Source organism: Cellulomonas triticagri (assembly GCF_003696205.1).
Lineage (GTDB): Bacteria > Actinomycetota > Actinomycetes > Actinomycetales > Cellulomonadaceae > Cellulomonas > Cellulomonas triticagri.
The window spans coordinates 1-14427 of sequence record NZ_RFFI01000113.1 but is presented as its reverse complement, the minus strand read 5'-3'; the positions used below and the strand labels follow the sequence as shown (position 1 = coordinate 14427).

Sequence of the window (14427 nt, the reverse complement as noted above, 5' to 3'; positions counted from 1 at the left end):
ACCCGGCGGCGGCGAGGTGCGCGGCCGCGGCCCGGGCGACCGGTCCGTCCCCGTCGACGCGCAGCGCCGTGGCCCCGACCAGGCGCGCGGCCCGGCCGGGCAGGGTGGGGACGCCTGCGGTGCGCTCGGACATGCGGCCCTCCTCCGTGCGGTCGGCGCGGCGGCCCGGCGCGAAACATACCGGGCGTCCGACTTGTTCCAGTGTGCGCCCCGCGATGGCACCGCGTCAACGAGACGGAAGGGTGACACCGGCGTCCGGGGGACAAACCGACCGACCGCCTTGTTCCGCCTCGCGCGCGCGATTAGCGTCCGGGGCACGGGGGCGCAACCGGTGCCCGGTCCTTCGGAGGTCACACCATGCATCGCAGCAGCTTCGACCAGCGGTACGTCCACAAGCTCGACCCCTGGGCGGTGCTCGTCACCGACGTCCACGCACCCCACGAGGGCGCGACGCTCGACCCGCAGACCACCTGGACGGTCGGCGTCACGCTCCCGCTCGGCACCGAGCACCCGGTCTACGCGCAGCAGAGCGCCGTGCTGCTCGCCCTGGAGGCGTTCCGGCAGGCCGGCACCGCGCTCGCGCACGTGGCGGGGGGCGTGCCGCTCGGCCACGCGTTCGTCGCCACCCGGGTCGCGATGCGGTGGACCGCCGACCCGAGCGCGCTCACCGGCGACGTCCCCGCCCGGTTCGCGTTCCGCACCCTGCACGCGGAGCACCGGCGCGGCACGCTCGTGCAGCACCAGTTCGACGCGACGGTCACGATCGACGACGTCGTGGTGGCGCACGCCTCCGGCGACCTGCAGTGCGTCGACCCCCGCGTGCACGCCCGGCTGCGCTCCGGTGCCGCGACGTGGCAGGACGTCGAGCAGCGGCACGACCCGAGCGTGCTGCTGGACGTGCGCACCACGCCCGGGGCGCTCGACGCCACGCTCGGCTGGGACGCCGACGACCGGATGACGTTCGACCACGGCGTCGACCACCTGCCCGCCATGCACCTGGCGCGCGCCGCCGTGACCGCGCACCTGCTGCTCACCGCGGCACCCGTCGTCACCGCGGTGGACATCCGGTGCACCCGCTACGTCGAGCTCACCGACGCCGCGACCGTGCAGGCCGAGCGCGAGCCCGTCGAGGCGGGCTCGGGCACCCGGACCCGGATCGTCCAGGGCGACGGGGCCGCCGCGGTCATCGTCTGCGGCACCGAGCCGGTCGACCCGGTGCGCCGCGCGTGCGCCCCGGCCGCGAACCTGGCGCCGACCCCCAGCCCCGCACCGACCCCGCACCACCTGGGCACCCCCGCGGCCTGACGGGCGGCACCACGCGCCGGGGCGGCACCAGCCACCGCCGCGGCGCGAGGCCGCCGTGCCCGCGTCAGGAGCGCAGCAGCACGTCCGGGATCAGGTGCTCCCGGCCCGGCGCGACGATGCCGGGCAGCAGCAGCCCCCACATCTCCCGCAGCCGCTCCGGCAGGTCCACCAGGCGGCTCGATGCGAACGACGCGGTCTGCAGCCCCGTGAACGCGGCGACGAGGAACCGCGACAGCACGTCCGGGTCGACGGTCTCCCGCAGGTCCCCCTGCGCGACGGCCTGCACGATCACCTCACGCGTCGGCGCGCCCCAGGCGTCGTAGGTGGGCCCGCGGTCGTCCCCCGACGGCACCTCGACGGCGAGCCGCATCGCGGCCAGCACCACGACGTCCTGGCGCATGAGCTCCCCGAGCACGCGCACCATCGACACGAGCACGGCGAGCGCGGACAGGTCGGTGCCCGCGAACCGCGACTGCAGCTCGGCGTTGGCCTCGCGCTGGCGCTCGATGACCGCCTGGGCCAGCAGGTCCTTCGACTTGAAGTGGAAGTACATGCTGCCCTTGGTCACCCCCGCACGCGCGGCGATGTCGGCGATGCTCGCGCCCGCGAACCCGTGCTCGATGAACTCCGCGGACGCCGCCTCGACGATCGCCCGCCGCGTCGCGACTGCCCGCGCCTGCTGCACCACCTGGGTCTCCCTCGTGTCCGGTCGGGGAGAACCTAGCAACGATCGGCCCACTCACCGATCACCCGGCCTGCTCCGCGTGAGACTAGCGGTCGCGCTTCTCCCGCATGGCGCGGACGGCCTCCATGTTGTCCTGCCGCTCCCGCAGGGCCTGGCGCTTGTCGTACTCGCGCTTGCCGCGGGCGAGCGCGATCTCGACCTTCGCCCGCCCGTCGAGGAAGTACAGCGACAGCGGGACGATGGTCTGCCCCTTCTCGCGGGTCTTCGCCTCGAGCCGGTCGATCTCCGCGCGGTGCAGCAGCAGCTTGCGCTTGCGGCGCGGCGCGTGGTTGGTCCAGGTGCCCTGCGCGTACTCCGGGATGTGCACGCCCTCGAGCCACGCCTCGCCGCCGTCGATGGTGCACCAGCCGTCCACCAGCGACGCCCGGCCGGCGCGCAGCGCCTTCACCTCGGTGCCGCTGAGCACGACCCCGGCCTCGAAGACGTCCTCGATCGTGTAGTCGTGGCGCGCCTTGCGGTTGGACGCGACGAGCGACCGGCCGCCCTGCTTCGCCATGACTCCTCCTGTGCTGGTGGTGCGCGTCCCCGGCGGACGCGCGACGCAGCAGCCTATCGGCCGCGCCGCCCGGCGCCCACCGGATTCCGCTAGAGGCCGAGCAGCGGCCGCGGGTTCACGGTCGCCCCGTTGACGTAGACCTCGAAGTGCAGGTGGCACGCCGCCGAGGTCCCGGTGTTGCCCGAGTACCCGAGCAGCTGGCCGCGCGACACGGACTGCCCGGCCCCGACGACGAAGCTCGTCATGTGGTTGTACGAGGTCATCAGCGAGTTCCCGTTGACGAACCCGTGGTCGACCATCACCTGGTTGCCGAACCCGTTGCGCCACTTCGCCCACTGCACGGTGCCGTCACGGCCCGCGTAGATGGGGGTGCCGCAGTAGGTGCGCAGGTCGATGCCGGCGTGCAGCCGGTAGTAGCCGAGGATCGGGTGCAGGCGCATCCCGTACTCGCTGGTCACGTAGATCGGGTTGATCGACGTGGGGTTGCCGAACAGGGCACCGGAGCCGACCGAGCCGCTCGGGGCGGGCGGTGCCTGCCCGGCGGCGGCGGCGCGGGCGCGGCGCTCGGCGGCGACCTTCTCGATCTCGCTGCTGATCGCGGCGCGCTCGGAGTCGATCTTGTCGACCTCGGCCTGCGCGGCGGCCTTCTGGCCCTCGACCTGCTTCTGCTTCGCGGCCTGCTGGGCGATCAGGTCCTCGACCTCGGCCTTGCGGTCCGCGGCCTCCTGGCGGGCGACCTCGGCCTCGGCGACCTTCTGGTCCGCCTCCGCCTTCAGGTCGGCGATCTTCTCCCGCACGGCCGACAGACGGGCCTGGCTGTTCCGGTTGTCCGCCTCGATGGTCGCGAGCTCGTCGAGCACCTGGCTCTGCGCGCGCTGCGCGGTGGTCGCCAGGCTGAACTGCTCGGTGAAGTCCTCGACGCTCTCCGCCCCGACGACGATGCTCAGCCCCGACAGTCCGGGGCCGCCCTGGTACGCCTCACGCGCCATCCGGCCGATCTGCCCGCGGATCTCGTCGGCGCGCGCGGAGTCGGAGTCGATGGTCGCGCTGATCGACACCTCCTGCTCCTCGGCGTCCTGCAGCCGCGCGGCGATGAGCGCCGCCTCCCGCTCGAACCCGGCGAGCTTGTTCTCGGCCTCGGTGAGCGCGGCCTGCGCGGCCGGGAGCTGCGCCTGGATGGCCACGAGCTCGGCGGCCACCTGCCGCAGCTGGTCGCTCAGCCCCTCGAGGGCGGCCTCCGCGTCGGCGAGCTGCTGGTCCTTGGCGGCCTGCTGCGACTCCAGGTTCGACTGCTTGTCGTCCAGGTCGTCGCCGACCGCCGGGCCCGCCGCCGTGAGGCCGACGAGGACGGCGAGCGCCCCGGCGACGGATCCGGCGAGCAGCCGGAAGCCGCGGGGTCGGCGGTTGCGGGTCGTCGTCGTCATCTCAGACCTTCGTGTAGCGGCTCAGGGTGACCAGCGACGAGATCGCCGCCAGCAGGATCGCGGCGCCCACGAGGAACGGCGCGACCTGCCAGACCTCGTTGGTGGTGACGTACGGGATCCACGCGACCTGCCCGCCGAGCCAGTCGGTGATGAGGTAGCGCGTCCCGGCCCACAGCCCGGCCACGGACAGCACCGCGCCGATCGTCGCCGCGATCGCGCCCTCGAGCATGAACGGCAGCTGGATGAACAGGTTGGACGCGCCGACCATCCGCATGATGCCGGTCTCCCGGCGGCGGCTCAGCGCCGACAGCCGGATGGTCGTCGTGATGAGCAGCACCGCCGCGAGCAGCATCACCCCGGCGAGGCCGAGGGACAGCAGGGTCGCGCTGTTCAGCACCCGGAACAGGGAGTTGTACAGGTCGCGCTGGTCCTGGACGCGCTCGACGCCCTGGCGGCCCTGGAGCACGTCGGCGACGACCTCGAACTGCTCGGGGTCGGAGAGCTTGATCCGCAGCGACTCGTTCATGTCGTCCACGGTGGTGACCTGCGCCCAGAACTGGCCCTCGAACTGCCGCTGGAACGTCTCGAACGCCTGCTCCTTCGACTCCTCGAAGACCTCCTCGACGTACGGCGCGACGTCGGGGGCGTCGAGCGCCGCCATGATCGCGTCCTTCTGCTCGTCGGTGACCTCGCCGCCGGCGCAGGTCGGCGCGGAGGACTCCCCCGCCGGGCAGAGGTAGACCGCGACCTCGACCTTGTCGTACCAGTCGTCCTGCATCTTGACGATCTGAAGCTGCAGCAGCGCGGCCGCGCCGACGAAGGTGAGCGACACGAAGGTCACCAGGACGACGGAGATCGTCATCGACAGGTTCCGGCGCAGGCCGATGCCGATCTCGGAGAGGATGAACTGCAGTCGCACGTCGATCCCCCCTCAGCGGTCCGAGCCGTAGACGCCGCGCGACTGGTCGCGCACCATCTCGCCGCCGGACAGCTCCACGACGCGCTTGCGCATCTGGTCGACGATCTCGTCGTCGTGCGTCGCCATGACCACCGTGGTGCCCGTGCGGTTGATCCGGTCGAGCAGGCGCATGATCCCCAGGGAGGTCGTCGGGTCGAGGTTGCCGGTGGGCTCGTCGGCGAGCAGGATCGACGGCCGGTTCACGAACGCGCGCGCGATGGCGACGCGCTGCTGCTCACCGCCGGACAGCTCGTGCGGGCGCCGCTTCTCCTTGCCCGCGAGGCCGACCATCTCCAGGACGTCGGGCACGGTGGTGAGGATGTGGTGCCGCGGCTTGCCGATCACCTGCAGCGCGAACGCCACGTTCTCGAAGACCGTCTTGTTGTGCAGCAGGCGGAAGTCCTGGAACACCGCGCCGATCTGGCGGCGCAGGTGCGGGACCTTCCAGGTGGACAGCGTGGTGAGGTCCTTGCCCGCGACGAAGACCTTGCCCGCGGACGGGCGCTCCTCGCGCAGGGCGAGGCGCAGGAAGGTCGACTTCCCGGAGCCGGACGCGCCGACGAGGAACACGAACTCGCCGCGCTCCACCTCGAGGCTGATGCTGTCCAGCGCGGGGCGGGCGCCGCGCGCGTAGACCTTGGTGACGTTCTCGAATCTGATCACAGCTGCACAGGGGCCGGTGCTCGGGGATGGGAGGGTCGTGCCGTCCGGCCGCGTCGAGCGTAGGCAGCACGCCGCCGTGACCCGGTCGTGACACGCCGCCGCGGAACCTGTGAGTCCGCGCACGGCCCCGCCGCTGGGCGATTCGCCCGGTTCCGCCCGCCGTCACGCGGCGGGCGGCCCGTCGTCAGGCGCTCTCGGCGGACCGGCGCCAGCGGATGCCGGCCTCGATGAACCCGTCGATGTCGCCGTCGAAGACCGCCGAGGTGTTGCCGACCTCGTGCTCCGTGCGCAGGTCCTTGACCATCTGGTACGGGTGCAGCACGTAGGACCGCATCTGGTCGCCCCAGGACGCCTTGATGTCGCCCGCGAGCTCCTTCTTCTTCGCGTCCTCCTCGGCCTTGCGGACGAGCAGCAGGCGGGACTGGAGCACGCGCAGCGCGGCGGCGCGGTTCTGGATCTGCGACTTCTCGTTCTGCATCGACACGACGATGCCGGTCGGGATGTGCGTCATGCGGACCGCGGAGTCGGTCGTGTTGACCGACTGCCCGCCCGGGCCGGACGAGCGGAACACGTCGACCTTGATCTCCGACTCGGGGATCTCGATGTTGTCGTCGCTCTGCTCGATGAGCGGGATGACCTCGACCGCCGCGAACGACGTCTGGCGACGGCCCTGGTTGTCGAACGGCGAGATGCGCACCAGGCGGTGCGTCCCGGCCTCGACCGACAGGTGGCCGAACGCGTACGGCGCCTTCACCTCGAAGGTCGCGGACTTCAGGCCCGCCTCCTCCGCGTACGAGGTGTCGAGCACCGTCGTCGGGTAGCCGTGCCGCTCGGCCCAGCGCAGGTACATGCGCATGAGCATCTCGGCGAAGTCCGCGGCGTCGACGCCACCGGCGCCCGCGCGGATCGTGACGACGGCCTCGCGCTGGTCGTACTCCCCCGCGAGCAGGGTGCGGACCTCGAGCTCGCCCAGGTCCCTGCGGATGCCGACGAGCTCGGCGTCGGCCTCCGCGAGGGTGTCGGCGTCGTCCATCTCGGTGGCCATCTCGACCAGGGTCTCGAGGTCGTCGATGCGCCCGCCCAGCTTGCTCACGCGGTCCAGCTCGGACTGCGCGGCGGACAGGGCGCTGGTGATCTTCTGCGCCGCGTCGGGGTCGTCCCACAGGTCGGGTGCGGACGCCTGCTCGGAGAGGTCGGCGATCCGGGCCTTGAGGACCGTGGGGTCGGACACCGCCTGGATCGTCTGCAGGGTGCTGCGCAGGTCGCGGATCTCGGCGGGGAAGTCGGTGGCTGCCACGACGGTCCAGGCTACCGGCTGCGGCGGGCGACCGCGTGCACCACCCGTCCGGGGTCCACCCCCGGGAGCGCTGCCACTACGGTGTGAGCGTGAACATCGCAGTCGCACCCTCCGGCCGTCAGCACCTCCTCGCGCACGGTGAGCACCGCGCCACGATCGCGGAGGTGGGCGCGAGCGTCCGCACCTACGCCGTCGGCGGCCGGGACGTCACCCTGCCGTTCGGGGAGTCCGAGCTCGCCCCCGCCTACTCCGGCGCGGTCCTCGCCCCGTGGCCGAACCGGCTGCGCGACGGGCAGTACACCTGGGACGGCGTCGAGTACCAGGTCCCCGTCACCGAGCCCGACCGCTCCACCGCGCTGCACGGGCTGGTCGCCCAGGTGCGGTACGAGAAGGTCGCGAGCACCACCGGCCCCGACGGCGACACCTCGGTCACCCTGCGGCACGACCTCGTCCCCACGCCGGGCTACCCGTGGTCGCTGCGCGTCGAGGTGACGTACGCGCTGTCCGACGCCGGGCTGCGCGTGCACGTCGCCACCACCAACCTCGACCGCACCGCCGCGCCGTACGGGATCGGGTTCCACCCCTGGCTGTCCCCCGGCGACGCCGCCGTGGACGACTGCACGCTCCGGGTGGACGCCACCTCCCAGGTCACGGTCGACGACCGCCTGCTGCCCACCGGCACCCGCCCGCTGTCCGGCGCCGAGGACCGCACCACGCCGCAGCCCCTCGCCGGGGTCGCGCTGGACGACGCGTTCGTCGACGTCACCCGCGACGCCGACGGCCTGTCGTGGATCGTGCTGGCGTCCCCCGACGGCCGCGCGGCCGCGATGTGGATGGACGGCTCGATGGACACCTGGCAGGTGTGCACCGGCAACGGCATCCCGCGCATCGACCGGGGCGGCGTCGCGGCGGAGCCGATGAGCTGCATCGCCGACGCGTTCCGCACCGGCGAGCGCCTGGTCCGGCTGGAGCCGGGCACCACGCACGAGGTCACCTGGGGCATGACCCTGGTGTGAGCCGCATCCCGGGCCGCCCGCGCGGCGGCCCGGGCACGAGAAGGGCCCGTCCGGTCGCCGGACGGGCCCTTCTCACATGCAGCGGGGGTCGGGGTCAGCCGTAGTACTCGCCGTCCGCCATGACGCCCTTGGTGTACTCCCAGTGCCAGCGCTCGTACGGGCCGCTGCCGCCCGGGCGCGCCCAGGCCGGGTTCTCCCAGCCGAACACCGGCGCGTTCTCGTTCAGCCACTCCCACTGCGCACCCGTGGTCTGCGAGCTGCACAGGTCGATCGCCAGCCCCCAGCCGTGGTTGCTGCGTCCGGCGGGGGCCGCGAGGCCGCCCTTCTGCGCCTTGACCGCGCGCTGCTCCGCGAGGGTCCGGTACCCGCTGGACAGGCACAGGTCCGTGCCGAACCGGGTGACCCACATCGAGTTGAGCTCGGCGAGCGCCTCGGCGGCGTCCGCGCGGATCTGGGTCTTGCCGTCCCAGAGGTAGCACAGGTCGCTCGACGGCAGCTGGCCGTTGGCGCTGGCGGTCCCGGCCTCGCCGCTGCACCCGGGCAGGACCTCGCGGTCGGCGCTGCGGGAGACGTCGACCTGCGCGCGCAGCGCCGTCGCGTCGCCCGACACCAGGGAGGCGGGCGGCAGCACCGACGTGGCCGAGGACGTCAGCGCCTGGACGGTGTCCGGCAGCGTGGCGTCGGCCTCGGCGTCCGTGAACGTCTCGGCGCCGCTGCTCGCGGGGCGCTGCGCCAGCGGGATCGCGACCGTGATGGCGGCGAGCGTCACGAGGACCCCGGCGCGGGTGCCCCAGCGCGCCAGCGGGCTGGTGCGGCGGGACTCGGTGCGCTCGATCCGCTCGGGACGTGCGGCGTCCCCGGCGGGGGTGGTGCCCGCGGCGACCGGCGCGGCGGGGGCGGTGCGTCCCGCCTCACGCAGCTGGCGGCGGGTAGGGGTGCCCGTGGCGGCGGGCTGCACGTGGTGCTGCGCCACGGGACCTCCGGGACTCACGCGGGACGGGGGACGAGAGAGCGTGTCCACCCGGCCCGCGACGGCGCACGGCGAAGGGGGGTTGCCGGCGTTCCGGGGAGGACGATCACGAAACCATAACGGGCGGACGGGATCCGTCCAAGCCTCCGCCCGGATCTGGTCGCCGGATCATCGGCGTGTCGCGCTCGTTCACCCACCGCGACCACCCCCACGAGTGACGAAGGTCCCCCGTTCGGAGCAGCACGAGACCCTCACCGCCGGATGACACCGCGCTGCATCGCGTCCCGCACCTCGCCGACGAGCTCCTCGAGGATGTCCTCCAGGAACACCACGCCCACGGGCCGCCCGCCGTCCTCGACGCGCGCCAGGTGCACCCCCGACCGCTGCATCGCCGCGAGCGCCTCCTCGACCTCGTCGCCGGGCGCGACGACGGCGAGCGCCCGCACCCGCCACGTCGGCACCGGCATCCGCCGGGTCTCGTCGTCGGCGTACAGGACGTCCTTCACGTGCAGGTAGCCCGCGGGGGCACCGCCGGCCCCGAGCACCGGGAACCGGCTGTACCCCGTGCGCCCGACCAGCCGCTCGACCTCGTCGGGCGTGACGTCGCCAGGCACGGTCACGAGGTCCGCGAGCGGCACCATGACGTCGGCGGCGGTGCGGTCGGAGAACTCCAGCGCACCGGACAGCAGGCCCTGCTCGTCGTCCAGCAGCCCCTCCGCCTGGGACTGCTCGACGATGGACTGCACCTCCTGGGCGGTGAACGCCGAGGCGACCTCGTCGCGCGGGTCGACCCGGAACAGCCGCAGCACGTGGTTCGCCACCCAGTTGAGCGCGACGATCACCGGCTTGACCACCCGGGCCAGCCACACGAGCGGCGGGCCGAACACCATCACCGCGCGGTCCGGCCCGGACACGGCGAGGTTCTTGGGGACCATCTCCCCCAGCACCACGTGCAGGTACACCACGACCAGCAGCGCGACCACGAACGCGATCGGGTGCGTGAGCGACGGGCTCACGCCGAGCGCGTGCAGCGGGTCCTCGATCAGGTGCGCGATGGCGGGCTCGGCCACCAGGCCGAGGCTGGTGGAGCACACCGTGACGCCGAGCTGCGCGCACGCCAGCATCAACGACACGTGCTCCATGGCCCACAGCACGGTGGCCGCCCGGCGGTCCCCGGCGTGCGCGAGCGGCTCGATCGACGAGCGACGGGCCGAGATGATCGCGAACTCCGCCGCGACGAAGAACGCGTTGCCGGCCAGCAGGGCCACGGCCAGGGCGAGGGCGACGCCGTTGCTCACGCCGCACCCCCGTCCGCGGCCGGCGCCGCCGACGCCGTGGCGGCGGGCCGGACCAGCACCCGCTCGACCCGGCGCCGCGCCATCGACTCCACCTGGAGCAGCACGTCCCCGGACGCGACCTCGTCGCCGACCTCCGGCACCCGCCCGAGCGCGGCCATCACCAGGCCGCCGAGCGTCTCGTACCGGACGTCCTCAGGCACCTCCAGGCCGGTGGTCTCGGCGAGCTCGTCCGGGCGCAGCAGCCCGGACACCATCCACGCGCCGTCCGAGCGCCGCGACGCCGCGGTGCGGCGCCGGTCGTGCTCGTCCGCTACGTCGCCCACCAGCTCCTCCACGACGTCCTCCAGCGTCACGACCCCGGAGGTGCCGCCGTACTCGTCCACGACGACGGCCATCTGCAACCCGTGGTCGCGCAGCTCGACCAGGAGCGGGCCCAGGTGCACCGTCTCAGGCACGCGCGGCGCCTCGACCATCAGCGCGGCCGCGGGGACCTCGTCGCGCCGGTCGTGCGGGACGCCCACGGCCCGGCGCAGGTGCACCAGGCCCACGATGTCGTCCGAGTCGTCGCCGATCACCGGGAACCGCGAGTGCCCCGTCTCGCGGGACAGCCGCACGACGTCCGTCGCGGTGTCGTCGCGGCGCAGCACCACCACGCGCTGCCGGTCGGTCATCACGTCCACCGCGGTCAGCTCCGAGAACTCGATCGAGTTGGTCAGCAGCGTCGCCGTCGAGGCGTCGAGGGTGCCGACCTGCGCGGAGCGCTTCACCAGCGCGGCGAGCTCCTGCGGCGAGCGGCCGCCGGACAGCTCCTCGCGCGGCTCGACGCCGAACCGGCGCAGCAGCCAGTTGGCGCTGTTGTTGAACAGGGCGATCAGCGGCCGCAGGCCCGCGGTGAACCCGCGCTGCAGCGGCGCGACCTGCCGCGCCGTGCCCAGGGGACGGCTGATCGCGAAGTTCTTCGGGACGAGCTCGCCGAACAGCATGGAGAACCCGTTGACCAGCACGAGGGTCAGCACCACGGCCAGCGCCCCGCCGAGCACGGGCCCGAGGAACGACCCGCGCAGCGGCTCGGCCAGCAGCGCGTTCACGGCGGGCTGCGTCGTGTAGCCGAGCAGCACCGTGGTCACGGTGATGCCGACCTGCGCGCCGGACAGCTCCGTGGACAGCCGGTGCAGGGCGGCGAGCACGCTGCGGCCCCGCCGGTCGTCCGGGCGCGTCTGCGACTCGACGATGCCGGGGTCGAGGGTCACCAGCGAGAACTCCGCGGCGACGAACACCGCGGTGCCGCCGGTGAGCACGACGCCCAGCGCGACCAGCAGCCAGTCGGTCAGCACGGGTCACCCCCGGCCCGGTGCGCGCGCACCGCGACGGGGAGGGAGGAGAGGCAGGAGGGGCCGGCTTCGTCGCCCCCGGGCTCGTCGGCCCGGGGCGCTCGCCGGCAGCGACTTGAGCTGCTCATGGTGGCCAGATCATACGAAACCTCCACACGCGGGTCCTACGCTGGCAGCATGTCGTTCGCATCCCGCCCCGGCGGCGCCGCCGGCTCCCCCGCGGGCGCCCCCGGCGCCGCGTCCACGTCGGTGCTCGTCGTCGAGGACGAGCCGGCCATCGCGACCGCCGTCGCGCGCCGGCTGTCCGCCGAGGGCTGGCAGGTCGAGACCGTCGGCGACGGCCTGCAGGCCGTCGAGGCCGCGGCCCGGCTCGCGCCCGACGTCGTCGTGCTCGACGTCATGCTCCCCGGCATCGACGGGCTCGAGGTGTGCCGCCGCATCCAGGCCGAGCGCCCGGTGCCGGTGCTGATGCTGACGGCCCGCGACGACGAGACCGACATGCTCATCGGCCTCGGCGTGGGTGCCGACGACTACATGACCAAGCCGTTCTCGATGCGCGAGCTCGTCGCCCGCGTCAAGGCTCTGCTGCGCCGCCAGCAGCGCGCCGCGCTCGCCGCCGAGCGCACCGCCGGGGCCCCCGAGTCCGAGCCGCCGGTGCAGGTGGGCGACGTCGTCATCGACCGCGCGCAGCGCCGCGTGCACCGCGCGGGCGAGGAGGTGCACCTCACGCCGACCGAGTTCGACCTGCTGCTCGCGCTCGCCGCGAGCCCCCGCACCGTGCTCACCCGCGAGCGCCTGCTGGCCGAGGTCTGGGACTGGGTGGACGCCTCCGGCACGCGCACGGTCGACTCGCATGTGAAGGCTCTGCGCAGGAAGCTCGGCGCCGACCTGATCCGCACCGTGCACGGCGTCGGGTACGCCCTGGAGCCCGCGGGCGGGGCCGCGGGAGCGTGAGCGTGCCCGCTCCCCCGCGCCACCAGCGCCCGGCCCGGATGAGCCGGCTGCCGGACGTGCGTCCGCTGGACCGGCTGCGGTCCATCAAGATCAAGCTCGGCGTCCTCGTGGCGGCGGCCGTGTTCGTCGCGGCGCTGCTCACCTGGATCGGCCTGAACAACGCGCTGGGCCCGAGCCGGACCTTCCCCGTCGTCATCGTGCTCGCGCTCGTCATGACCCAGGTGCTCGCCCGCGGCATGACGTCGCCGCTGCGCGAGATGACCTCGGCCGCCCGGGCGATGGCCGCAGGCGACTACAGCCGCCGGGTCCGCGCCACCAGCCGGGACGAGGTCGGGCAGCTCGCGTCGGCGTTCAACCGGATGGCCGACGACCTGCAGCAGGTCGACTCCGTCCGCCGCGAGATGGTCGCCAACGTCTCGCACGAGCTGCGTACCCCCGTCACCGCGCTGCAGGCCCAGCTCGAGAACATCGTGGACGGCGTCGAGGACCCCGACCCCGAGGCCATGCGGGCCGCGCTCGCGCAGACCCAGCGGCTCAGCCGCCTGGTCGCCACGCTGCTCGACCTGTCCCGCCTGGAGGCGGGCGCCGTCGACCTGCAGGTCGCCGACGTCCCGATGCAGCAGTTCCTCGAGGAGGCCGCGCAGGAGGGCCGCCTCGTCGGCGCGTCCAAGGACCTCTCGTTCCCCGTCGTCGTGGACCCGCCCGACCTCACGCTGCCCGCCGACCGCGAGCGCCTGCACCAGATCGTCGCGAACCTGGTGCAGAACGCCGTCCGGCACTCCCCGAAGGGCGCTCAGGTGCGGCTGGAGGCCGCGCGGGCCGGGGGCTGGGTGCGGCTCGACGTCGTCGACGACGGCCCCGGTATCGCCGCCGACCAGCGCGAACGCGTCTTCGAGCGGTTCGCGCGCGGCAACACCCCCGCCATCACCGGGCAGATCTCCACCGGCGGCACCGGGCTCGGCCTGTCCATCGTGCGGTGGGCGGTGACCCTGCACGGCGGGACCGTCGAGGTCGCGGACACCCCGACCGGCTGCACCATGCGCGTCATGCTGCCGTCGCGCCGCACGTCCCGGCCCACGATCGCCGCGTTCTGACCTGCTCCTCCGTCTCGCGACGGACCCGCGGGACCCACCTCGCGACGGATGGTGGCGGGGCACCCCGCGCTCCTAGGGTCGAGACATGCCACCCGACGCGACGCACGCCATCGAGGTCTCCCACCTCACGAAGACGTTCGGACAGGTCCGCGCGGTCGACGACCTGACCTTCACGGTCCGCCCCGGCCGGGTCACCGGCTTCCTCGGACCGAACGGCGCCGGCAAGACCACCACCCTGCGGATGCTGCTGGGCCTGGTCACGCCCACCAGCGGCACCGCCACGGTCGGCGGCCGCCGCTACACCGACCTGGAGCGACCCACCCGCACCATCGGCGCCGCCCTGGAGGCCGCCGACTTCCACCCCGGGCGGACCGCCCGCGACCACCTGCGGATCTTCGCGCCGCAGGCCGGGGTCCCGGACCGCCGGGCCGACGAGGTCCTCGACCTGGTGGGCCTCGGCTCCGCCGCGCGGCGCCGGGTCGGCGGTTTCTCGCTCGGCATGCGGCAGCGGCTCGCGCTCGCCACGACGCTGCTGGGCGACCCGCCGGTGCTGCTGCTCGACGAGCCGGCCAACGGCCTCGACCCGGAGGGCATCCGCTGGCTGCGCGACCTGCTGCGGGCGCTCGCCGCGCAGGGCCGCACCGTCCTGGTGTCCTCGCACGTCCTGTCCGAGGTGCAGCAGACCGTGGACGACGTCGTCATCATCGCCGGGGGCCGCCTCGTGCACGCCTCCACGCTGGCCGAGCTCGGTGCGCTCGCCGAGCCGCGCGTCCGCGTGGCCTCCCCCGACGCCGCCGGGCTCGACGCCCTGGTGGCCCGGGCGGGGTGGCGCCGCGCCGCCGGGACCGGCGCACCCGGCGCCGCCGAGCTCGTCGG

Annotated in this window: 14 protein-coding genes; 5 read left to right on the top strand and 9 right to left on the bottom strand. The window is 73.9% G+C overall.

Annotated elements, in window-relative coordinates; genetic code table 11:
- Positions 1 to 357 precede the first annotated feature (357 nt).
- Complete coding sequence (locus EBM89_RS16615) at positions 358 to 1305, top strand: AfsA-related hotdog domain-containing protein (protein ID WP_122150766.1); 948 nt, start codon at positions 358 to 360, stop codon at positions 1303 to 1305.
- Between the two features lie 64 nt (positions 1306 to 1369).
- Here the strand turns inward: EBM89_RS16615 and EBM89_RS16610 are convergent, their stop codons facing one another.
- The 6 genes from EBM89_RS16610 to prfB form a co-directional block, all read right to left on the bottom strand.
- Positions 1370 to 1993: a ScbR family autoregulator-binding transcription factor gene (locus EBM89_RS16610; RefSeq protein ID WP_158609704.1), complete on the bottom strand. Its 624-nt coding sequence runs from the start codon at positions 1991 to 1993 to the stop codon at positions 1370 to 1372.
- 82 nt (positions 1994 to 2075) lie between these two features.
- Positions 2076 to 2546, bottom strand: coding sequence for an SsrA-binding protein SmpB (smpB, locus tag EBM89_RS16605; protein WP_122150764.1), 471 nt, complete (start codon positions 2544 to 2546; stop codon positions 2076 to 2078).
- Positions 2547 to 2635: 89 nt separating this feature from the next.
- Positions 2636 to 3970, bottom strand: coding sequence for a M23 family metallopeptidase (locus tag EBM89_RS16600; RefSeq protein WP_122150763.1), 1335 nt, complete (start codon positions 3968 to 3970; stop codon positions 2636 to 2638).
- Between the two features lies 1 nt (position 3971).
- Complete coding sequence (gene ftsX / locus EBM89_RS16595) at positions 3972 to 4889, bottom strand: permease-like cell division protein FtsX (protein ID WP_122150762.1); 918 nt, start codon at positions 4887 to 4889, stop codon at positions 3972 to 3974.
- Between the two features lie 12 nt (positions 4890 to 4901).
- Entirely contained in the window at positions 4902 to 5591 is a 690-nt protein-coding gene (gene ftsE, locus EBM89_RS16590; protein WP_122150761.1) for a cell division ATP-binding protein FtsE, read from the bottom strand.
- Positions 5592 to 5775: 184 nt separating this feature from the next.
- The gene (gene prfB, locus EBM89_RS16585; protein ID WP_122150760.1) at positions 5776 to 6888 is read right to left on the bottom strand and encodes a peptide chain release factor 2; all 1113 of its coding nucleotides are present in this window, start codon (positions 6886 to 6888) and stop codon (positions 5776 to 5778) included.
- Between the two features lie 89 nt (positions 6889 to 6977).
- On the opposite strand from prfB, the gene EBM89_RS16580 reads away from it, so the two are divergent.
- Positions 6978 to 7904, top strand: coding sequence for an aldose 1-epimerase family protein (locus tag EBM89_RS16580; protein WP_122150767.1), 927 nt, complete (start codon positions 6978 to 6980; stop codon positions 7902 to 7904).
- 94 nt (positions 7905 to 7998) lie between these two features.
- On the opposite strand, the gene EBM89_RS16575 is transcribed toward EBM89_RS16580, so the two are convergent.
- From EBM89_RS16575 to EBM89_RS16565, 3 genes are all read right to left on the bottom strand, one after another.
- Positions 7999 to 8877, bottom strand: a complete 879-nt coding sequence (locus EBM89_RS16575) for a M15 family metallopeptidase (RefSeq protein WP_158609703.1) — start codon at positions 8875 to 8877, stop codon at positions 7999 to 8001.
- A gap of 248 nt (positions 8878 to 9125) precedes the next feature.
- Positions 9126 to 10172 (bottom strand): hemolysin family protein, encoded by a 1047-nt coding sequence (locus tag EBM89_RS16570; protein WP_122150758.1) that lies wholly within the window; start codon positions 10170 to 10172, stop codon positions 9126 to 9128.
- On the bottom strand, positions 10169 to 11506 hold the full coding sequence (locus EBM89_RS16565) for a hemolysin family protein (RefSeq protein ID WP_122150757.1): 1338 nt from the start codon (positions 11504 to 11506) through the stop codon (positions 10169 to 10171). Before EBM89_RS16565 ends, EBM89_RS16570 begins: the two co-directional genes overlap by 4 nt.
- A gap of 174 nt (positions 11507 to 11680) precedes the next feature.
- Here EBM89_RS16565 and EBM89_RS16560 point away from each other — a divergent pair, with 174 nt between their 5' ends.
- The 3 genes from EBM89_RS16560 to EBM89_RS16550 form a co-directional block, all read left to right on the top strand.
- Positions 11681 to 12457: a response regulator transcription factor gene (locus EBM89_RS16560; protein WP_122150756.1), complete on the top strand. Its 777-nt coding sequence runs from the start codon at positions 11681 to 11683 to the stop codon at positions 12455 to 12457.
- Between the two features lie 2 nt (positions 12458 to 12459).
- Entirely contained in the window at positions 12460 to 13551 is a 1092-nt protein-coding gene (locus EBM89_RS16555) for a sensor histidine kinase (protein ID WP_439647198.1), read from the top strand.
- An 85-nt stretch (positions 13552 to 13636) separates the two neighbouring features.
- Positions 13637 to 14427, top strand: a 791-nt coding sequence (locus tag EBM89_RS16550) for an ABC transporter ATP-binding protein (RefSeq protein ID WP_147463590.1), incomplete at its 3' end; no start/stop codon positions are given.